Raw genomic sequence first — 19,972 nt, 5'->3', positions numbered from 1 at the left:
ATCTAAATTGGCACTTGCACCATTAAAATCAAATTGTCCATCTTTCCCAAAAGCTCCGTCTGCTTCTGCTAACCCTTGTTGGTATTGATAATACACATACGCACCAGCGGCGATTACAAGAATGAGAAAGAAAAGAAGTAGCTTTCTAAAGCGTTTCTTTTTTCTTTGCTTTTTTCTTTTATGTTGTTTACGTTCTGTACGTTCTTCCAAATGTCTCACCATCGCATTCAAAAATATTAATACTTTTTTGTTTGAAACCAATTATGCAAAAAATTATAAAACGACATAATAAAATTACCACTAAGGAATTAGATTAGCAAGTACGTTCACTAGTAAATCTGCGAAGACAGCTAAAATGAGAGAAGTGTACAAATAGAAGAAAGAGGAAATAAAGGTTATTTTTTTCGAGGATATTTGTTATAATCTATCATAGTTAGGGAAAAAGTTCTGCCTTTTAAGAATGGAATAAGAGGAAAGTCTCTGTTTGTGGAGAATCAAATATAGGTCTAAATGTAGAAAAAAGGAGTGAAGCGAATGAGTATATATGTGTCATCTTCGAACCTTGTGCTGATTCCAGAAGCGGCGTTAAGTCATTGGAAACCTTATGGCGCGGGGGAATTGACCGGAGCTATTATTTCAGGTAAAGATAGTGCTGAAATAATTAAAGAGCTTAATCAATCGTCTATTCTGCCTTTTACAAGTTTTTTCTATCGAAAGCATTTTGTTATTCTGTTTGATAAAGAACAAGTAAAAAATCATTTTGAACAGCTGCTTTTATTATATAAATCTCAGGGTTATATTTTTTATTCTTCTACTTTATACGATGATCACTGGTCCCAGGTCCTTGAAGGAACGAAGCAGCTGCTAACGGTAAATGGACAAGTGGTGCCGGTGCTCGAGCTTGAACAAAACGGTGAATTTGATGTTGTGCGTGATGAATGCGGTCTGCACATTGTGATAGATGAGGACGAAGACGAAGAGAAGCAGCTAGAAAAAAAAGTTCATGAGCTTCCGCTTGAAGAAGGTACCTATTTTATTGGCGATCCGGGATTTGTTGAAAACCGGGACATGCTGGTAAAAGAATATTTTTCTAAAGGTACGTACGAATTTATTTATAGATACGGAGAAAATGGCTGGCTGATGAAAGTAAGTATTCAGCGAAAAGCGATTAAAGAGCAGCTTACTACTCTTCACGCGGCTTTGTCTTAACCTCTATTCATTGTACAATATTGCTAAATAACTATGTTATAATAGTAATATTGCACAATGAAAGGGGTTTTTTTAATGGAAGCACGTTTAGAAAAAGTTGTATCGTGGCTGGAAGAAAAGAATGTAGAAACGGCCTTTATTTCGTCAACCGAAAACGTATTTTATTTAACTGGATTTCATACGGATCCGCATGAGCGTTTACTGGGCTTATTTGTGTTTAACGAAGCAGAGCCGATGCTTATTTGTCCATCAATGGAAGTGGGACAAGCAAAAGAAGCCGGCTGGAAGTTTGATGTGATTGGATATGAAGATCATCAAAATCCTTGGGAACTGATTAAAGAAGCTTTACATAAACGAAACGTAATAGATGTGAAAAAGGTTGCTGTAGAGAAAGAGCAGCTGCTGTATGCGAGAGCCGAAGAACTGCTTAGCCTATATCCAAACGCTGAGCTAGTCGGAGCAGAAGAGAAATTAAATCAGCTGCGTTTAATTAAAGATGAGCGTGAAGTTGAGATTTTGCAAAAGGCAGCTGATTTAGCTGATTTTGGTGTAGAAGTAGGCGTAGCGGCTTTAAAAGAAGGCGTTACGGAAATGGATGTTCTGGCTAAAATTGAATACGAGTTAAAGCGAAAAGGAATTCGTGAGATGTCGTTTTCAACGATGGTTTTATTTGGTGAAAAAACGGGAGAAGCGCACGGGAACCCAGGTCTTCGCACGTTAAAGCCAGGAGATATGGTTCTGTTCGATTTAGGTGTAGTGCTAGACGGATACTGTTCAGATATTACGCGTACAGTCGCTTACAAGTCTATTAATGATAAGCAAAAAGAAATTTATGAAACGGTACAGCGCGCTGAGCAGGCAGCTCTTGAAGCTTCCAAGCCCGGCACTCGCATTGGCGACTTGGACATGGTAGCACGCAATATTATTACAGAAGCAGGGTATGGAGAGTATTTCTTGCATCGTCTTGGTCATGGTCTTGGTATTAGCGTGCATGAGTTTCCTTCAATGAGCCGCAACAATGATGATGTGCTTCAAGAAGGCATGGTATATACAATTGAACCGGGTATCTATATTCCAGGACTTGGAGGCGTGCGTATCGAAGATGATGTAATCATTACAAAAGATGGATACGAAACGTTAACGAAGTACCCAAAAGAATTACAAATTATTTCATAATAATGTCATAAAAAATAGAGGCTGCCATGGTGCAGGCTCTATTTTTATGGGAAAAGAAAAAATTGGCCAAGGTTTCTTGTTTGCTTCTTGATACAATTTCATAGTATGTTACGAAACGATAACATTTCTATCACATTTTCTAAAAACTATATCGTAAGCGAGTGCAGTAGTATATGCTGTACAGTAGGGAGCTTTTTAAGGTCGCAAGCAAGGAGGTTTTTTATGAGTAATTTTACAAAAGATGAAGAATTAATTATACATAAAGCAATAGATGTATTTGGTCAAAAGGATCGAATTGAAGATTATTCAGATGAAAGAAAAAAGCATGGTATTCACGTTGTGGCGTGTGAAAATCATCCGCGTCAAGACGTAACCGCGTATGCAACGCTCGGTGGTCATCAATGTCCGACAGGCTATACAGTTGGGGGGATCCCGCTTCGAATTGAAATCGTTGGGGCTTGTCATGAGGAATTCGGTATTTATTCTGCTATTTTAGCAAACTGTATTTTCCATATGATGAAATCTCATGTGTCCATCTTCCCAGGAGCTATTTATAAAGACGTTATTGCAGTCCTTGATGACAGCTTTCACATGCAGCATATTTTGCTGATTCCGCCGTTTTTATGGGATAATTTTTCAACGATTGAACTATCTGATAAAAAAGTAACGTTCCTGCAGGCCGTTCCGATTTCAGAAAATGAACGTGCTTTTGCACTTGAGTACGGAGTAGATTCGTTGCTAAGCCGCTTTGATGCTGAGCAGGTGAATGTTTTCAATTTAGAAAGAAGATCTGTTGTATAAACAAAAAGAGCGCCGATTAAGACGCTCTTTTTTGTTATTAATTAGTAGGTCAATTCTTTTTGCGGTATAGCTTTTTTATGACTTGTTTGGTAGCTGTGAAGTACCATGCCTGCTATGATAACTCCCATTCCAACCCAAGAAAGAATCGATGGCAAAGGACTTGATAGAAGGAAGACCTCTCCTAGCAGGGCAAATAAAACTTCCATCGATTGTGTAGCTTCAACTGCACCTAGCTTTTGAGAATCTTTTTTAACAAGGTCGGTTGCTGCAAAAAATAGAACTGTTGCACATACTCCTGAAAGTAAAGCAACTAAACTGCTTTGATAAATCTGAGTTGTTTTTGGTAGTCCATCGGTCACGCAGGCATAGAAAGAAAGAATAATCCAAAACGGCAGGCTTGAAAGCGTCATTCCAAGCACGCGCTGAAACGTATTAAGTGACGACACTTCCATCATTTTACGGTTGCCAAGCGGGTACGCAAAAGAGGCAATTAAAATGGGAATGGTACAAAGCAAGGCAGTAGCGGCTGACAGTTCAGTCGCATGCTCAAGCTGCATGAGTACAACTCCTATTAAAATAATAAACGAAAAACCTAGCTGCTTGAAGGGAATGCCTCCTCGCTTCTTTCCTTCCTTGTAAAACAAAGGAGCTAGGAGAGACCCTGATAAAATTGTGATTTGCCAAGTTCCTGCAATAAGCCAGCCGGGACCGTAGGCTGAAGCAAAACAAAGAGGAGCGTAAAATAACCCAAATCCAACCGTGCTCCAAAGCAGCCATTTTTGAGGCTGGGCTTTGATTTCTGCCACCACAGGTTTAATACCACCCCAAAAATAAACGAGCACAAGTAAAAGAGGTACCATAAAAAAATAGCGCAGCGACGCGCTCCACGCCCAGCTGCCTCCGGATAAATCCATCGCTCTATTTAAAACGAATGTAAAAGCAAAAAAGAATGAGGCAGCAATGCCTAATAAAAGAGGCTTCACTTGAATTCCTCCTCACTTGTCAGCGCTTCACCTAACGTCAGCCAGTTCGTTTCGACAAGCTGCGATGTCAGGGCGGAATCTTTTTGACCGCAAGCGTTTATGATTTCTTTGTGCTGATCAACAGAAGCTAGGCTAGCAAGAGACGAAAAGCGAGCGATTTCCAGACGCTGAATTTTGGCGCTTGTTTGTTTTACAACACGTTCTAGCTCTATATTGTTCGCCCGTTTTAAAAAGACGGAATGAAATGCTTCATCTGCTTCGATCGCTTTAAGGACATTTCTTGTTTTGATTGCATGTTCTAGAGATTGATTGTGTTTGATTAGTTCGCCCATATCTTCTTCTTGTAACGAAGTACAAGCCAGCTTAGCAGCAAGTGCATGAAGAGCTGCGACGACAATAAAAGATTGTTTTGCCTCCTCAAGGTTTAATGGAGCCACTTTTGTAGAAGAGCCAGGTGTCGTTTGGACAAGGCCTTCATCTTCAAGCCTTTTTAATGCTTCTCGAACAGGAGTGCGGCTAACTCCAAACTGCTCAGCCAGTTCTTTATCCTGAAGCTTTTGTTCGGGCTGAAATTCAAGCATGACAATATTGTGTTTAAGTGTTTGATAGACTTCTTCCCTTAAAGAAAGTCGTTTGAGAGGTTGAATGTTATTTTTCATAAAACCAATATATCGCATATTACATTAAATAACAATGTGAAAACTAAAAAAACTTCGTCTAAAAAGCAGACAGCTGCTTTTTAGATGAAGAGCTTAATTACTGCTGCGCAAAGATTTAGATAAAATGCTCGCAATCGCTTTGCTGTGCTCAACCTGCGTTTTTTTGGATTCTTTTCGTTCAAGAGCTACTTTTTGAAGGCTTTTTTCTTCTTCAGTTTGAGCAATAACTTGAGGAACGGAGGCAGGTTTCCCGTTTTCTAATGCAACAAAGGTGAGAAAAGAAGTAGCTGCGATACGCTTAATGCCCGTTAATAAATTTTCGGCAATCACTTTAACAAAAATAATCATGGAGCTTTTTCCTGTAACAACAACGAATGCTTCATATGAAATAAAATCTTCTTCGGTGACGGGTTCGATAAAATCAACGTGATCAATGGAAGCCGTAACACACGTCTTTCGGGAATGTTTAGCTGCTGAAAGAGAAGCCGTCATGTCCATGTCAGCGACAATTTTTCCTCCAAAAAGGGTGTGGTGATTGTTTAGGTCATTTGGAAAAATGTGCTGTGATTTGACTACTCGTGAGACGCTGCAAAGTACTGCTTTTTCACTCATTGAAAACACTCCTTCAAACTGTTTATATGGTTTAATGTATGTTGACTACTTGTTCTTATGTATACAAGTTATAGAAAGCCCTTTCGTAAAAAGCTCTTCAAAAGCTTCTATATGGTAAAATAGAACAAATATGAAAGAGAGGATGAGAGCATGAACTTAACTCAATTTTCTAGAAGAAAATATACAGATTCCCCTACACCTTTAGAAAAGCTATCGGTTTTATCTCAGCAGTTAAATGGACCTTCAATTTATATGAAGCGAGATGATATGCTTGGACTGACAGGTGGCGGAAATAAGACGCGCAAGCTTGAATATTTAGTAGCTGATGCAAAGGCGCAAGGAGCAGACGTGCTTGTAACGTGCGGTGCGATACAATCCAATCACTGTCGTTTGACGCTCGCTGCGGCTGTAAAAGAACAAATGAAATGCGTGCTCGTATTAGAAGAAGGGGAAAATAAAGCAAGTGATCAGCCGACAGGGAACTATTTTCTTTATCATTTATTAGGCGCTCATGACATGCGGTTTGTCGCTGAAGGTTCTGATTTGACAGCCGAAATGAAAACAGTAGAGCGAGAGCTAATTGAAAAAGGTCATAAACCGTATTTAATTCCAGTAGGAGGTTCGAATATTATCGGTGCAACCGGATACGCTGCCTGTGCACAAGAGCTGCTTATGCAAAGCTATGAGCAGCAAATAAAGCTTAGCCACGTGGTTTGCACAAGCGGCAGCGGAGGCATGCACGCAGGATTAGTGGCAGGCTTTCAAGGTCTTCAAAGTGACGTATCCGTTATTGGAATGAATGTTAGTCGTGCTAAAGAAGAACAAGAAGTAAAAGTTGCTAAGCTGACGAGTGAACTTTATGATCATTTACATAGTAAAACGCTTTTTAAAGAAGAAGAGATTGTGTGTATGGATGAATACGTAGGTCCAGGGTATGCTGTTCCGACAGAAGAGATGGTGGAAGCAGTCAAACTTGTGGCCAGTACGGAAGGGATTTTATTGGATCCTGTGTATACGGGAAAAGCGATGGCTGGTCTGATTGATTTAATTCGAAAAGGTTACTTTAATAAGGATGAAAATGTGGTGTTCGTCCACTCAGGCGGTTCACCGGCTCTTTATGCCTATACATCAATTTTTTCATAAAAAAGCAAGGGATTCGGCTCCCTTGCTTTTTTAGTTTATATAGGGATAGTAAGTGAAAACGTTACTCCGGTGTCTGTATTTTCAGCCGTAATTGCTCCGTCGTGCATTGTAACAATACGCTTTACGATACTTAAGCCGATACCGAATTCACCGTTTGCGCCTTTTTTAAACGGTTCAAACAAGTGTTGAAGCACGCTTTGATCAATCGGCGGACCATCGTTGCTGATTGTACATTGAACGTTCGTTTGGTGTTTAGCAAGTGAAAGTGAAACCTTCGTCTCGGCATAGCGCAGCTGGTTGTCGAGTACATTTTCAAGAACTTTTGTCCACAGCTCTTTGTCTCCTTTAATCGTTGCGTTTGCGTCGTCAAATTCCCACTGTATTTCAGGGCGCCTCCACCGCAAGCGATCCACTACTTCATGAAGTAGTGCAGTAAAATCAAAGTCATCTTGTGCAAGCTGATGAGTGGACATATAGTCAAGCTTGGTTAAGTAAAGCAAATCGCGGATTTTTTTCTCGAGATTTTTGGATTCATCTTCAATAACTTTTACCGTTTGCGATAAATCACCTTTTGGATAAATGCCGTCTTGAATCGACTGAGCGTAGCTTTGAATCACCATAACCGGTGTTTTTAAATCATGTGAAATATTTTGAAGCAGCGTTTGCTGTGCTTCATCTTTAGATACGAGCCTTTTGCGCATTTGCTCGATGGACGCGCCTAGCTTGCCAATTTCATCTGAACGGTTCACTGTAACGGGCTCATGCCAATTTTGTTCGGCAATTTTTTTCACATCTTTTTCAAGCGATACAAGCGGCTTGCTTAAATATCTTGATAGCCAAATAGATGGAAGCCAGCTGAATAGAAATACAATTGAAATTACAAGAAGCAGCTGTTTAAACAGAGTAGAAGTGAGCGCGTTGCGATACGTATCCCACGAAAATGAAAGTAAAAAAGCAGGCTGTCCGTTTACACTTACTTTTCGTATTACATAAAAAAGCGTCCGGTTGCCAAGATCTTTTTCATAGCGAGCGACGATTTTTCGCTGATTGATTGCATCTTCCTGTGCTTTTCTCAAAAAGTCTTGAGGCAACACCCGTGATGAAAAATAAGAGATATCCGCATGTTCAGGCAATAAAATATGATCCACGGTTCGATTGCCAAGTGTTGGTTCACTGTCTTCATTGCTAAAGTAGTATTCACCTGAGCGGCTTGGCAGGCCGTATTCTTTTAAAATATGCTGTTCATTTTCAATAGTGGTATAAATTTCATTCGTGAAAAACTGCCTGAGCGTCGTTGGGAATAAAATAGCGAGCAAAATTGAAATAAGCAGTAAAATACCGGAGATGACGAGCCAAATTTGAAATGCAAGCGACTTGTTTTTCATGCTTTCATCATCCGGTATCCATATCCGTAAATCGTTTCAATTCGTGCTTGCGGCATTTTTTTACGCACGCGCCTTACTAAATCATCCACCACTCGGTCTGTGCCAAAATAATCTTCTCCCCAAATGAGATTCAGCAGCTGCTCCCGTGAAAAAGCCTGTCCAAGGTCTTTTGAGATAGTGACAAGAAAATCAAATTCTTTAGACGTTAAATCAATTGGCTTTCCATCTTCACTGACTGTACGGGTATGTAAATCGATCTCATAAGGAGTCAGCGTAATGGTATCGGTTTTCTTTTGATTGGAACCATATACGCGGTTTAGCAGTTTGTTTGCTCGAATAACTAGTTCACGAGGCAAAAAAGGCTTTGATAAATAGTCGTCGCTGCCCATTTCAAGCCCAAGAACCCGGTCAATATCGGCATCGCGGGCTGAGATAAAAATAACAGGCACTTGCGGCGTTTGCTGCTTGATTTCGCGAATGAGCTGATACCCGTCAATGTCAGGCAGCATAATATCTAAAATCCACAGATGCGGAGGAGTTGCAATCATTTCTTTGGCTTCCGTGCCGTTAAAAAATGAGCGAACGTCCCAGCCTTCTTTTTGAAGGTAAAGGGTTAAAACTTCGTTTAAATTTTGTTCATCCTCTACTAAATATAGTGTAAAGCTCAAATTTGACACCTTCCTCTGAATATATGAAAATTAAGGTAAATAAAGCATATTGCGCCATCTATGCGCGTGTCTTTAAAGGTCTATGTACCCGCTATTATACTACGTGTTTGCTGTTATAAAGAAATTTTTCACAATTTCACACATTGTTTTGATACTTATCCCAAACTTTTATTTTATAGTATAGATAACATAAAATTTGCTACGTTAAAAGGAGTGTTTTTCATGGATCCACGTGATTATGAAAGAGAGCAAGAACGAAAAGAAGAATACGAAAATCGCCAGCAGCGCTACGATCAGTATCAGCCTGCGTCATCATCACAGCCTCCAAGAAGACGCTTATTTCCAGTGATTGCATCTTCTATCGCCGGAGCAGTACTTGGAGGAGGAATTGTGTTATACGGTGCTCCCCAGCTGGGGTTAATGGATTCAGCTGATACGCAAACAGGGAATCAAACAACGCAGACTCAAACGGCAACAACAACGAGCACAACGCCTCGAACAGTAAGCACAACCGTCAATCAGTCAGATCTTGTTTCAGTTGTAAATAAAGTATCAGCTGCTGTTGTAGGCGTGAACAATATTCAGCAGCAAACAAATCCATTTTCTGGAGATACCCAAACGCAAGAAGCAGGAACGGGTTCCGGTGTTATTTTCAAAAAAGAAAATGGAAAAGCATACGTTGTGACCAATAACCACGTTATTGACGGCGCAAGCGAAGTAGAAGTGTCACTTTCAAATGGACAAAAAGAAAAAGCTAAAATTGTCGGAGCTGACGCGCTAACGGATTTAGCGGTGCTTGAGATGTCTGACAAAAATGTTGAACAAGTGGCGAAGTTCGGGAAATCATCGGATTTAGTAGCGGGTGAAACGGTGCTTGCAATCGGAAATCCTCTTGGTGAACAATTTTCTCGTACGGTCACACAAGGTATTGTGAGCGCAGCAAAACGCTCTGTCCCTATTTCAGAAAATTGGAACGTAGATGCAATTCAAACGGATGCGGCGATTAATCCAGGAAACAGCGGCGGTGCACTTATCAATTCTTCCGGTGAAGTAGTCGGCATCAACAGTATGAAAATTTCAGAAGACAATGTAGAAGGCATCGGCTTTGCTCTTCCAAGTGATGAAGTGCAGCCGACGATTGAACAGCTGATGAAAAACGGAAAAATAACGCGTCCATATATGGGGGTAGGTCTTCAAGATGTAGGTCAGCTTTCAGCTGCAACAAAACAAAACCAGCTAGGCCTAACAAGCGATACGTCTGAAGGAGTTGTCGTAACGACGGTTGAACCATTCTCTTCTGCTTCTGATGCAGGTTTACAATCAAAAGACGTGATTGTTGCCATCGATGGAAATGAAGTCAAAACATCCAGTGATTTACGTCAATATCTATACACAAAACGCAAAGTAGGAGACACGGTAAAATTAGACGTGTATCGAAATGGAAAAAAACAAACTATTTCTCTGAAGCTTTCAGAGCAGCAGGATAACAATGGATGAGTTCAACACCGTTAAAGCTGCTGCTAGCAGTATTAACAGCGTTCGTATTTTTAACCGGCTGCGGAGGGAAGCATTCAAACACGATGTTTCCTTCTGTAGAAATTAGTCAGCTATCTTCTACCAAAGAACTGGCAGCGTATGAGGGAGGCAAGGTGACAGGAGCTGAATTCAACCGTTTTTTAGCCGTTGAAGGGTTCTTAAATCCAGATGCTCCGCTAAATGATACAAGCTACCGCAAAGAGTTATTGCGGCAGCTTGTTATGCAAAAAATCTTAATTTCGCATCTAAAGACAAGCGATAAAGTACAAAAACAAGTCGAGGATATGTGGAAGCAAATTAAACGCTCATATGACGAGGATACAAGAAAACAAGGTTATGAAGTGTTAAATATTCGTTCCAGTGATGTAACCAACCAGCTAACGAATCAATTTAAATTAGAAGAATATTTCCGTAAACAAATTACGTCTGATGAACTAACCGCTTATTATAAACGTATTGAAAACGATCTGACGCGCGTATCTTTTACGCAGCTGGCTTTTTCCACTTTACATGGTGCCGCTGCCGCTGCGGCTGAACTGCAAAAGGGAACATCGCTTCAGGACGTTCAAAAAAAATATGCTGAATTCCAGACAGTGAGCAAAATAGAGAATGCTGATAATCTAAAGCTTTCAAGTCTATCTCCTTCTTTTATAGATGTGTTAAAAAAACAGCACATCGGAGAGAGTAGTGAGCCCATTAAAATGGGTAAAGTCTATTATATTTTTATTTTAAAACAAAAAGATAAAAAAACGGAATCAGAAGTCAAAGAAGAAATGATGAAAGAACTTGTTTTGAATCATATCAACCGGTATATCCAGGATGAACTGCCAAGGTTTCACGTGACGTTCAGCCTTAGGTAGTTCCCTTTTATATAGATTGATTGTTTTCAAAAAACAAGCAGGTAAAAGAGCTTTCTATTAATAGAGAGCTCTTTTACATTTTTAAGTAGACAGAAATGTCGGCACCTGATAAAATGAAGTTGTAAAACTTTCATTATTCGGAAAATTTATACCCTCCAGCTTTGGAGGGTTATTTTTTATGCTGTTGGACGAATAAAAGAGGCTGGGACAAAAGTAGTGTAATGGAAAGAAGATCCGAACGATGATTCGTTCGGATTTTTTCGTTACGTTTCAATCACTTTTCATCTTTTAAATGACTCAATAATGCAGGAGCCATCTCTACGTGAGAAAGGGCGATGTGTGAAATCGTTTTGGCATAAGGTGTAATTTCGTTAATAAATTGTTCGAGTATGTGCAGGTGAGGAAGCTGAAGCTTTGTAATAAAGCAGGCTTGCCCGGCGATGCGTTCACAGAATAAAGCGTAGGGATACTGAGAAATAAATCGTTTAAAACGCTCGTGCTCGCCGTTTTTCATCGTTACTTCAATAAAACACGACACGGGCAAATGCAGCTTTTCATAATCAATATCAATCGTATACCCTTTTATAACACCAAAGCTCTCTAGCTGGCGTACTCGCTCTGCCACCGAAGGAGGAGACAAATTAATTTGTTTTCCTAGCTCTCGTAAGGAAAGGCGGCTGTTTTGCTGCAGCGCCTGCAAAATCGATAAATCAATTTCATCAATTTTCAATTGAAAACCTTCTTTCTCATTAACGTTTCATTTGATTAGTAATAGTCGATAAGATGTTTTATATGTAATCTGAAATTTCCATTTTTCTTACTATAATAATTAAAAAGGAGTGAGTAAAAAATGGCAAGAGTTTTGTTAGCAAACGAAGAGGGAACAAATTTTGAAAAAGCATTGAATTTAATTCCGAATGTAAAAAGATTGTATGATGAGCTTTACGACACGCTTTGGAACAGCGATATAGTAGAGAGAGAGACTAAGGAAAAAATCAGGCTTTATCTAGCAGGTGTTAACGGCTGTGAGACATGTATGAGCATGTCATATGTAGGGGATGAGACGCTTAATCAAAAAGTGTTAAGAGAAAAAGAGCTGGAACAAAAAGATCGACTGCTGTTTCGATTTATTGATGTGTACCGAGTGCGTCCAAGGGAGTTGACCGATGCTGACATGGATCAATTAAAAAAATTTTACAGTGATACGCAGCTGTTAGAGCTTTTGGCTGTTATTAATTTATTTGATCAATTTCACAAAATGATTGTCAGTTTAGATTTATATGATTTTTGCAGCTTGCAGCGCAAGTGAGGCCTTCGCTAAAAATATCTTGACAGACAAAATCCACAGGAGTAAGATAGCTTTCGTGAAGTGAAACGTATCATGAATCGAATCGATTATTCTAAAAAATAGATCAAAGACATTTGAATAAAAATCGCTTAATCCATTACGGAGCGGAGGACCCATTATTTACGCACATATTGTGCTCCGGGGTGAATCCTTAAAAAGGTAGGGTTACTCTTAAAACCCGAACCCGACAGCTAACTTCGCAAGCGTTTTGAGGGGGAAGAGTGTGAAAAAACACAGGAGCCTTCCTGTGTTTTTTTGCGCTTTTTTAAGAAAAAGATGTAATTTTTTAGAAAAAGTATAAGCTAAGAGAATACACAGCAGTTGAAGAAAGGAATAAATACATTATGAAAAAACAGTTTGCTGTATTGGGATTAGGTCGTTTTGGAGGAAGTTTGGTTGAAGAGTTTGCTAATCTGGATGTGGATGTGCTCGCTATTGACCGCAATCAGGAGGTAGTAAATAAATTTAGCAACTCAGCTACATATGTTGTGCAAGCAAACGCGATTGATGAAGCTAGCTTAAAGGGGCTAGGTATCCGCAATGTTGATCATGCTCTTATTTCGTTTGGGGATGATATCGAAGCAAGCGTACTCGCAACGATGCTTTTAAAAGATATGGGCGTTAAGCAAGTATGGGTAAAAGCAGTGAATATGTATCATCAAAAGGTGCTGGAAAAAATAGGAGCGGACAAAGTCATTCATCCTGAGCGCGATATTGCTAAGCGTATTGCTCATCACGTGGTGTCAGAAAAAATCATTGATTACATTGAATTGTCAAAGGATTATAGTATTGTCGAAATTGTTGCCTCTAAAAAACTTCATAATAAAACGCTGTTTGATTTAAACATTCGTGCCAAGTACGGCTGCAACATTATCGGCTTTCAGCGAAAAGACGGGGAAATGGTGATTTCGCCTACCGCGCATGAAATAATTGAACAAGGAGATATGCTGATTGTTATCGGACATAATCGTGATTTGAACCGTTTTGAAGAAGAAGGAGTTTAACTTATGAAAAAACAAATCATTAAACTCACTCCTCCGCAGCTGCTTGTCTCCATTTTTGGCGGAGGAATTATTATAGGCGCTCTTCTATTGATGCTGCCTTTTTCTACTACTGAGCCAATCCGGTGGGTAGACGCCCTTTTTACGTCTACTTCCGCTATGACAGTGACCGGCTTAGCCGTCGTAGATACAGGTACGCGTTTTACCGTCATCGGTCAAACGATTATTATGCTGTTAATTCAAATAGGCGGTCTTGGCATTATGTCATTTGCCGTGTTGATTTTTATGATGCTAGGTAAAAAAATTGGATTTAAAGAGCGTATGCTCGTTCAGCAGGCATTAAATCAAACGAGCATCGGCGGAGTTGTCCTGCTAGTTAAAAGACTGTTTATCTTTTCATTTTTAATTGAGTTTGTTGCACTTATCTTTCTAGCGATACGCTGGGTTCCGGAATTCGGATGGTCTAAGGGGCTGTTCTTTAGCTTGTTTCATTCAATTTCAGCTTTTAATAACGCAGGGTTTGGACTATTATCTGACAGCCTGGTTCAGTATGTAGGAGATCCCATTATTAACATAACGATTTCTTTTTTGTTCATTATCGGTGGATTAGGGTTTACCGTCCTTGCAGATATGTGGGTAAAAAAATCCTATAAAAAGCTAACGCTACATTCGAAAATTATGATCATCAGCACGTTTGCTATTAACGTGGTTGCCATGCTTTTTATTTTTTTCTTGGAGTACAGCAATCCACATACGCTCGGAAGTTTGTCATTAGGAGACAAAGTGTGGGCATCTTATTTTCAAGCTGTAACGACACGTACAGCAGGTTTTAATAGTATCGATATAGGAAGTTTGCATGATTCCACTATATTCTTAATGGTTATGTTAATGTTTATTGGTGCAGGAAGTGCGTCAACAGGAGGCGGTATTAAACTAACAACGTTTGTGGTGATTATTTTTTCTGTATGGGCATTTTTACGAAGCCGGGAAGATATTGTGCTATTAAAGAGACGACTTCTTCCTCTTCACGTGTTTAAGGCACTAGCCATCACGATGATTTCAATTATGTTTGTATTTGGGGCCATTTTCCTGTTAAATATTTCGGAAAACCTGCCGTTTGTAAAAATTATGTTTGAAGTTGTTTCTGCATTTGGAACAGTAGGTTTATCGATGGGAGCAACTCCTGAACTTTCGTACTTTGGACGCGTGATTATTATCTTTATCATGTTTTTAGGAAAAGTGGGGCCATTAACGCTTGCGTTTTCATTATCTAAGCAAAAGCGTGAAGCCGTTCGTTATCCAAATGAAGATATAATGCTGGGGTAGAAAAATCGCCTTCGATGAGGCGATTTTTTTATATTATTTATACGTTCAAGACATATAAGAGGTTACACACAAAACAGTTGCGATGAATAAAAAGAAGGCAAAGACAAGAACAATGGGCAATTTAGAATGTCGGCGCATTAAAGGCCCCCCTTTTTTATAGTAAAAAAATCTCTTACTATATATAACGAAAGAAACAAAAATATGATTCACTTTTTTGACGAAATTTGAAGGTTTTTCCCGTTAAAAAAATCCGCACCCCTGTCCTAAACATTTTGCCAAGCTGTTGCATACACTAAAAGCAGATAACAGGAAGTGAGGGATGGTACGTGGGAAAACAAAATTTTGCGTTAATCGTTGTGTTATTTGTTTTACTTGTTATTGTAGGTGCGTCTAGCTTTCGCTTTTAAACGTTAACTTTATTTACGCATAGCTCCCGTCAAAAAGGGCATACTAGGCGGAAGTAAAAACCAAAAATTTCTTCAATATTGCCGAACAATGAGTCCCTCTACTCATTCATCTAATCGGTATGTAGCCATGCGAAAGCATGGTTTTTTTGACATAAGAGGATGAATGATGTTCATCCCCTCTAGAAATTAGTAGTAGCAAGAACATCCTACGATTACTAATAGAATAAATAAAACAACGATAAATGAAAAACCAAAACCGCCTTTTGCGCCCATATGTGTAACCTCCTTTAGTAAAAGTCTCTATATCCTATGTACTAATTGGGTTAAGTGATTGAGAAATCTGCCTATTTTTTAACGGTAACGATCTTTTGAGAAGAATGAAGAACACTTACTTTTTTCATTTGTGCAGAAATCCTTTATGATAAAGAGGAAAAGGAGGGCAAAGTGGTGGGAATACATGTAGAATACGTCATGAATCAGCTAGAAGAGGGAAAGTGGAAAGAGATCAAACGCGAAATTCAACAAGAAATGAAGAAAAAACCTCAAGCATCTGATTTGTACTGTTACTTAGCGGTTTGTTTAGCAAAGCAAATCGAAGAATCAATTATTTTTGAAAAAATGGTATTAAATTTAGAAATGGACCGAGCTCTTCATCAGGCATTAACATTAAATCCATCTTCAAGCTTGGCGCACTTCGTTCGAGGAATAAAATACCGGGAAACTCCGCTTATGTTTGGAGGGGATTACGAAAAATCGCTGTCTTATTTGCAGCGGGCGCGAGATCTTGGTTTTGAAGGGATTATGCTGCCGCTCGAACTCGCCAAAACCTATATTCAATTAAAAGAAATGGAAAAAGCGAAAGAACAAATCGCCTATGCCCGGGAAATCAATCCTACTCACGGAGATATTAAAAAAGTCGAAAACATGCTGCAAACAGGACGGTGAATCAAAAGTCCTGTTTTATTTTTGGTTTTGAGGAAACATATGCTGATTTTCATAAAGAATTGCTTTTTATATAACAATAAGAATATTTATAAAAATTTTAAGAAGTGCATGTAAGTCCAACGACTTCTTAACTGCTAGATTTTCTACATTATTAGAGCGTTCAGTCTACATAATTCCAAAAATAGTAAGAAACTATCAGCCTATGGATAAATTGTTAGAAAATATAGATAATTGTAAATGAATAGAGAGAAAAGTTAAACATGCGACTAACTAAAAAAGCAAAGGTCTGATTTACTTTGCTTTTTGTTTATACACATATGTAAAAAATATCATAATAAACCAATTTATTCTTTGTGAAATCCATCGTTTCAGACGATGTGAAATAATGTATTTGAAGGAGGAGACCCAGATGAAGGTTATGAAGATGTTGGTTATTGCATTATTTAGTTTAAGTTTAGTTGTCACACCAGCTGCTGCTGAAGTTCCGGGTGTCGACCATTCAATGAAACGAGGTGCTACACAAGGAATTGTAGCGGCATCTCACCCGCTGGCTGCTGAAGCGGGAAGGAAAGTTTTAGCTGAAGGCGGAAACGCTGTGGACGCGGCAGCTGCCATTCAATTATCTCTCAACGTTGTGGAACCGATGATGTCAGGTATCGGCGGCGGCGGCTTCATGATGATTTATGAAAAAAAGAAAGATAAAATTACGATGCTAGATAGCCGTGAAATGGCACCAGCTGATGTCACACCTAAGCTGTTTTTAGATTCAAAAGGAAAAGTCATCCCTTTCAGTAAGCGTCACATAACAGGAAAAGCAGTTGGAGTTCCTGGTACGCTAAAAGGAGTAGAAACAGCCCTTAAAGATTATGGAACAATGGACTTATCAGATGTTATTAAACCAGCTATTACTCAAGCAGAACAAGGAATCAAAGTAAATTGGTCGATGGCTCAGTACATTGATGAAAATGTAGACAAGCTTGAAAGGTACCAAACGGCCGGTAATGTATTTGTGCCGAATGGCAAGCCGTTGAAAGAAGGAGATAAGCTTGTTCAGCCGGATCTTGCTAAAACATTAAAGCTTATTCAAAAAGAAGGATCAGACGCTCTTTATAAAGGAGAAATTGGAAAAGCGCTTGTTAAAGAAGTTCAAAAACGCGATGGAAGCATGACCATGGATGATTTGAAAAATTACGTTGTAAAAGAACGTGAGCCGGTCAAAACAACTTACCGAGGCTACGATGTGGTCAGTGCGGCTCCTCCTAGCTCCGGCGGATTAACCGTGCAGCAGATTTTAAAGCTAATGGAAGGTTATGATGTAGAAAAAATGGGTTCCAATACGCCTCAGTATTTGCAGCATTTAACGGAAGCGATGCACTTAGCTTTCGCGGACCGCGCGGCGTATATGGCAGATGAAGACTTTTACGAAGTGCCGAAAAAAGGACTGTTAGATGAAGATTATATTAAAGAACGTCGTAAATTAATTAATCCAAACAAAGCAACGCCTAATGTCAAAGAAGGAGACCCTTGGAAATATGAAGGAAAAGAAAATCCAAATAAAGCAACAGTAAAGGAAGAAAATCCAATCGGCCAAACGACTCATTTCTCTGTTGTAGACAAATGGGGAAACATGGTTTCTTACACGACTACCATTGAACAAGTTTTTGGTTCAGGAATTATGGTTCCTGACTACGGATTTATGCTCAACAATGAAATGACGGATTTTGATGCCACTCCAGGAGGCGTGAACCAGGTTGAGCCTAAAAAACGTCCTCGAAGCAGCATGTCTCCAACGATGCTGTTAAAAGACGGAAAGCCGTTCATGGCAATTGGTTCACCGGGAGGCCCAACCATTATTGCGTCTGTAGCAGAAACGATTATGAATGTTATTGACCATAAGATGCCGATTCAAAAAGCGATTTTAACACCTCGTATTTATTCAGGCGGCTATCCAACCGTAAGATGGGAACCTGGCTTTAGCCAAGATACGATTCTTGAAATGATGGCTAAAGGACATGCGTTTGAAGAAAAGCCTGAGCATATTGGAAACGTTCAAGCGGTTATCTATGACTATGAAACGGGGAAAATGTACGGAGGCGCTGATAATACGCGCCAGGGCACGGTATTAGGAGTAGACGCAATTAAATATGTATCCAAACAGCCAAAACCAATTAAAGAAGAGAAAAAAGGAGAGTTTACGGTTGAAGTCAACCGTGCCGTTTATCCATTTACTGATAAGCAAGTGAAGCTGATTGATGGAAAGCCTTACGTTCAGTCGGATCGCCTGCTGTTAGGCTTAGGCGTCATTGATTTGAGTGACTTAAAGCTGTATAAACCAAATCATCACTCGTATTTATCAGTTATCAAAGTAGCCAAATCACTTGGCTACAAAGTGAAATGGGATGAAGAAAAGAAAGTGGTCTCATTAGAAAAAGATCCTGGTGAAAACGATAGCGGCGATGATGAAGATGGAGACATTATTACAAATTAAAAAAGTTGCTGGGATAAAAGTAGTTTAGTTGAATGAAAATCCGAACGAGGAATCCTACTCGTTCGGATTTTTTTATTGCTATGGTGACCATAGTTTTCGTCGATGTAGTAGCTTCTAGCTGTTGAATGGAATTTATTATGTCGCAATCTCTTTTTTATGAAAGCAAATAAAATTGGCGATTTTAAACCAAACGACAAAAAAATTTGCGTGGTTTGCCAAAAAGTTGTAGGAATCGACAGTTTTTTTGGCATGTGTAAGAAAACCCGTGATAAAAAGACTGATAGAATGCTACAAACAAAGTTGGCATCATTTTTGCATAAGAAATAGATGAGGGGCTGTATCAATGAAAAAAATACATAGTTACATAAACACCTATGTTTACTTCACACAGAATAAAATGCAACGGAGGTATAGAAAATGAAAAAAGACATTTCAATTATCGGTGTACCAATGGATTACGGACAAACAAGAAGGGGTGTAGACATGGGGCCGAGCGCGATCCGCTATGCAGGCATGAATACACGCTTAGAAGCTCTTGGCTATACCGTACACGATGAAGGCGATATTAAAGTAGAAATTAAAGAGCGGGCAGACGTAGATAAAAATACGAATTTGAAAAACTTAGCGGCTGTAGCGAGCGGAAATGAACAGCTTGCTGCACGAGTTGAAGAAGTGAGAGAGCAAGACCGTTTTCCGTTAATATTAGGCGGAGACCACAGCATTGCAATTGGAACGCTTGCAGGAGTCGCAAAAGGTTCAGAAAATTTAGGCGTTATTTGGTATGATGCTCACGGTGATTTAAACACCGCTGAAACATCTCCATCAGGCAATATTCACGGCATGCCGCTAGCGGTGAGCCTTGGTATTGGACATCCTGTACTTTTAAATATTGGAGGGTATACCCCAAAAATTAAACCTGAAAATCTAGTTATTATCGGTGCACGCTCATTGGATGATGGTGAAAAAGAGTTAATTAAAGAAAAAGGAATTAAAGTGTATACCATGCATGAAATTGATCGTTTAGGTATGACGCAAGTGATGAAAGAAACGATTGATTATTTAAGCGGTACAGACGGCGTGCACCTGTCGCTGGACTTAGACGGCTTAGATCCGGATGATGCACCAGGCGTAGGTACACCTGTAAAAGGCGGCATCAGCTACCGAGAAAGTCATTTAGCAATGGAAATGCTAGCGGAAGCAGATATGGTGACATCTGCTGAATTTGTAGAAGTGAACCCTATTTTAGATCAGCATAACAAAACTGCAGAAGTAGCGGTTGCGTTAATGAGTTCATTGTTTGGAGATAAGCTTTTATAAGAAAGAGCTACTTAATAGGTATCGTGTAGAAGAAAATCTGTTATGATCCAATAAACGTTCATGCAGGGCTAAGCGGCTGCCATCCTCGCTACGGGGCTGGCGCCATTT

The 19,972-nt window shown here is 39.5% G+C and carries 20 protein-coding genes and 1 riboswitch; of the genes, 13 read left to right on the top strand and 7 right to left on the bottom strand.

All coding sequences use genetic code 11. The annotated features are described in order from the left end of the window. The first annotated feature begins 534 nt into the window (after nt 1-534). From ACFX40_RS07185 to ACFX40_RS07175, 3 genes are all read left to right on the top strand, one after another. Nucleotides 535-1,209: a hypothetical protein gene (locus tag ACFX40_RS07185; RefSeq protein WP_028410983.1), complete on the top strand. Its 675-nt coding sequence runs from the start codon at nt 535-537 to the stop codon at nt 1,207-1,209. Between the two features lie 75 nt (nt 1,210-1,284). Further along, the gene (locus ACFX40_RS07180; RefSeq protein ID WP_060747168.1) at nt 1,285-2,385 is read left to right on the top strand and encodes a M24 family metallopeptidase; all 1,101 of its coding nucleotides are present in this window, start codon (nt 1,285-1,287) and stop codon (nt 2,383-2,385) included. A gap of 222 nt (nt 2,386-2,607) precedes the next feature. Next, nucleotides 2,608-3,186 carry a suppressor of fused domain protein gene (locus tag ACFX40_RS07175; protein WP_013084584.1) on the top strand — a complete coding sequence of 193 codons (579 nt, stop codon included), beginning with the start codon at nt 2,608-2,610 and terminating at the stop codon, nt 3,184-3,186. Between the two features lie 41 nt (nt 3,187-3,227). On the opposite strand, the gene ACFX40_RS07170 is transcribed toward ACFX40_RS07175, so the two are convergent. From ACFX40_RS07170 to ACFX40_RS07160, 3 genes are all read right to left on the bottom strand, one after another. Further along, nucleotides 3,228-4,169, bottom strand: coding sequence for a DMT family transporter (locus tag ACFX40_RS07170; RefSeq protein WP_028410985.1), 942 nt, complete (start codon nt 4,167-4,169; stop codon nt 3,228-3,230). Beyond that, nucleotides 4,166-4,846 carry a GntR family transcriptional regulator gene (locus tag ACFX40_RS07165; RefSeq protein WP_098334052.1) on the bottom strand — a complete coding sequence of 227 codons (681 nt, stop codon included), beginning with the start codon at nt 4,844-4,846 and terminating at the stop codon, nt 4,166-4,168. The genes ACFX40_RS07170 and ACFX40_RS07165 overlap by 4 nt, the downstream gene beginning before the upstream one ends. A gap of 75 nt (nt 4,847-4,921) precedes the next feature. Then, nucleotides 4,922-5,440 carry an acyl-CoA thioesterase gene (locus ACFX40_RS07160; RefSeq protein WP_034649541.1) on the bottom strand — a complete coding sequence of 173 codons (519 nt, stop codon included), beginning with the start codon at nt 5,438-5,440 and terminating at the stop codon, nt 4,922-4,924. 150 nt (nt 5,441-5,590) lie between these two features. Here ACFX40_RS07160 and cuyA point away from each other — a divergent pair, with 150 nt between their 5' ends. After that, nucleotides 5,591-6,583: a D-cysteate sulfo-lyase gene (gene cuyA / locus ACFX40_RS07155; RefSeq protein ID WP_377254690.1), complete on the top strand. Its 993-nt coding sequence runs from the start codon at nt 5,591-5,593 to the stop codon at nt 6,581-6,583. A gap of 35 nt (nt 6,584-6,618) precedes the next feature. Here the strand turns inward: cuyA and ACFX40_RS07150 are convergent, their stop codons facing one another. Together ACFX40_RS07150 and ACFX40_RS07145 are read right to left on the bottom strand one after the other, a co-directional pair. Then, nucleotides 6,619-7,968: a sensor histidine kinase gene (locus ACFX40_RS07150; protein WP_028410989.1), complete on the bottom strand. Its 1,350-nt coding sequence runs from the start codon at nt 7,966-7,968 to the stop codon at nt 6,619-6,621. Beyond that, on the bottom strand, nt 7,965-8,636 hold the full coding sequence (locus tag ACFX40_RS07145) for a response regulator transcription factor (RefSeq protein ID WP_028410990.1): 672 nt from the start codon (nt 8,634-8,636) through the stop codon (nt 7,965-7,967). The genes ACFX40_RS07150 and ACFX40_RS07145 overlap by 4 nt, the downstream gene beginning before the upstream one ends. Nucleotides 8,637-8,858: 222 nt before the next feature. On the opposite strand from ACFX40_RS07145, the gene ACFX40_RS07140 reads away from it, so the two are divergent. Then, nucleotides 8,859-10,133: a S1C family serine protease gene (locus ACFX40_RS07140; protein WP_377254687.1), complete on the top strand. Its 1,275-nt coding sequence runs from the start codon at nt 8,859-8,861 to the stop codon at nt 10,131-10,133. Further along, nucleotides 10,130-11,032 (top strand): peptidyl-prolyl cis-trans isomerase, encoded by a 903-nt coding sequence (locus ACFX40_RS07135; protein ID WP_377254684.1) that lies wholly within the window; start codon nt 10,130-10,132, stop codon nt 11,030-11,032. Before ACFX40_RS07140 ends, ACFX40_RS07135 begins: the two co-directional genes overlap by 4 nt. 274 nt (nt 11,033-11,306) lie before the next feature. Here the strand turns inward: ACFX40_RS07135 and ACFX40_RS07130 are convergent, their stop codons facing one another. Then, nucleotides 11,307-11,762: an Lrp/AsnC family transcriptional regulator gene (locus tag ACFX40_RS07130; protein WP_043978416.1), complete on the bottom strand. Its 456-nt coding sequence runs from the start codon at nt 11,760-11,762 to the stop codon at nt 11,307-11,309. A 120-nt stretch (nt 11,763-11,882) separates the two neighbouring features. Between ACFX40_RS07130 and ACFX40_RS07125 the strand changes: the two genes are divergently transcribed. The 4 genes from ACFX40_RS07125 (at nt 11,883) to ACFX40_RS07110 (ending at nt 15,114) form a co-directional block, all read left to right on the top strand. Then, complete coding sequence (locus ACFX40_RS07125; protein ID WP_377254681.1) at nt 11,883-12,341, top strand: carboxymuconolactone decarboxylase family protein; 459 nt, start codon at nt 11,883-11,885, stop codon at nt 12,339-12,341. 115 nt (nt 12,342-12,456) lie between these two features. Next, nucleotides 12,457-12,601, top strand: a riboswitch (cyclic di-AMP (ydaO/yuaA leader). Between the two features lie 123 nt (nt 12,602-12,724). Further along, a complete protein-coding gene (locus ACFX40_RS07120) occupies nt 12,725-13,384 on the top strand; it encodes a potassium channel family protein (RefSeq protein WP_013058591.1) in 660 nt (219 codons plus the stop codon). 3 nt (nt 13,385-13,387) lie between these two features. After that, entirely contained in the window at nt 13,388-14,707 is a 1,320-nt protein-coding gene (locus ACFX40_RS07115) for a TrkH family potassium uptake protein (RefSeq protein ID WP_050689897.1), read from the top strand. Nucleotides 14,708-15,033: 326 nt separating this feature from the next. Next, nucleotides 15,034-15,114: a YjcZ family sporulation protein gene (locus ACFX40_RS07110; protein WP_377255011.1), complete on the top strand. Its 81-nt coding sequence runs from the start codon at nt 15,034-15,036 to the stop codon at nt 15,112-15,114. A gap of 186 nt (nt 15,115-15,300) precedes the next feature. Here the strand turns inward: ACFX40_RS07110 and ACFX40_RS07105 are convergent, their stop codons facing one another. Then, nucleotides 15,301-15,387 carry a YjcZ family sporulation protein gene (locus ACFX40_RS07105; protein ID WP_016765201.1) on the bottom strand — a complete coding sequence of 29 codons (87 nt, stop codon included), beginning with the start codon at nt 15,385-15,387 and terminating at the stop codon, nt 15,301-15,303. A 174-nt stretch (nt 15,388-15,561) separates the two neighbouring features. Here ACFX40_RS07105 and ACFX40_RS07100 point away from each other — a divergent pair, with 174 nt between their 5' ends. The 3 genes from ACFX40_RS07100 (at nt 15,562) to rocF (ending at nt 19,864) form a co-directional block, all read left to right on the top strand. Continuing rightward, entirely contained in the window at nt 15,562-16,059 is a 498-nt protein-coding gene (locus tag ACFX40_RS07100) for a tetratricopeptide repeat protein (RefSeq protein WP_230933405.1), read from the top strand. A 409-nt stretch (nt 16,060-16,468) separates the two neighbouring features. Further along, nucleotides 16,469-18,547 (top strand): gamma-glutamyltransferase, encoded by a 2,079-nt coding sequence (gene ggt / locus ACFX40_RS07095; protein ID WP_377254677.1) that lies wholly within the window; start codon nt 16,469-16,471, stop codon nt 18,545-18,547. 417 nt (nt 18,548-18,964) lie between these two features. Beyond that, on the top strand, nt 18,965-19,864 hold the full coding sequence (rocF, locus tag ACFX40_RS07090; protein WP_013058586.1) for an arginase: 900 nt from the start codon (nt 18,965-18,967) through the stop codon (nt 19,862-19,864). Nucleotides 19,865-19,972 lie beyond the last annotated feature (108 nt).

The sequence above is a fragment of the Priestia sp. YIM B13552 genome, assembly GCF_042787775.1.
GTDB classification, from domain to species: Bacteria; Bacillota; Bacilli; order Bacillales; family Bacillaceae_H; genus Priestia; species Priestia megaterium_E.
Note: the sequence above shows the minus strand (reverse complement) of the source record. Positions and strands in the feature narration are given on the sequence as shown.

Excerpts from the sequence above, each read along its gene's own strand:
- ACFX40_RS07185 (WP_028410983.1), top strand. The coding sequence starts at position 535 with ATGAGTATATATGTGTCATCTTCGAACCTTGTGCTGATTCCAGAAGCG.
- ACFX40_RS07180 (WP_060747168.1), top strand. The coding sequence starts at position 1,285 with ATGGAAGCACGTTTAGAAAAAGTTGTATCGTGGCTGGAAGAAAAGAAT.
- ACFX40_RS07175 (WP_013084584.1), top strand. The coding sequence starts at position 2,608 with ATGAGTAATTTTACAAAAGATGAAGAATTAATTATACATAAAGCAATA.
- ACFX40_RS07165 (WP_098334052.1), bottom strand. The coding sequence starts at position 4,846 with ATGCGATATATTGGTTTTATGAAAAATAACATTCAACCTCTCAAACGA.
- ACFX40_RS07160 (WP_034649541.1), bottom strand. The coding sequence starts at position 5,440 with ATGAGTGAAAAAGCAGTACTTTGCAGCGTCTCACGAGTAGTCAAATCA.
- cuyA (WP_377254690.1), top strand. The coding sequence starts at position 5,591 with ATGAACTTAACTCAATTTTCTAGAAGAAAATATACAGATTCCCCTACA.
- ACFX40_RS07150 (WP_028410989.1), bottom strand. The coding sequence starts at position 7,968 with ATGAAAAACAAGTCGCTTGCATTTCAAATTTGGCTCGTCATCTCCGGT.
- ACFX40_RS07140 (WP_377254687.1), top strand. The coding sequence starts at position 8,859 with ATGGATCCACGTGATTATGAAAGAGAGCAAGAACGAAAAGAAGAATAC.
- ACFX40_RS07135 (WP_377254684.1), top strand. The coding sequence starts at position 10,130 with ATGAGTTCAACACCGTTAAAGCTGCTGCTAGCAGTATTAACAGCGTTC.
- ACFX40_RS07125 (WP_377254681.1), top strand. The coding sequence starts at position 11,883 with ATGGCAAGAGTTTTGTTAGCAAACGAAGAGGGAACAAATTTTGAAAAA.
- ACFX40_RS07120 (WP_013058591.1), top strand. The coding sequence starts at position 12,725 with ATGAAAAAACAGTTTGCTGTATTGGGATTAGGTCGTTTTGGAGGAAGT.
- ACFX40_RS07115 (WP_050689897.1), top strand. The coding sequence starts at position 13,388 with ATGAAAAAACAAATCATTAAACTCACTCCTCCGCAGCTGCTTGTCTCC.
- ACFX40_RS07105 (WP_016765201.1), bottom strand. The coding sequence starts at position 15,387 with ATGGGCGCAAAAGGCGGTTTTGGTTTTTCATTTATCGTTGTTTTATTT.
- ggt (WP_377254677.1), top strand. The coding sequence starts at position 16,469 with ATGAAGGTTATGAAGATGTTGGTTATTGCATTATTTAGTTTAAGTTTA.
- rocF (WP_013058586.1), top strand. The coding sequence starts at position 18,965 with ATGAAAAAAGACATTTCAATTATCGGTGTACCAATGGATTACGGACAA.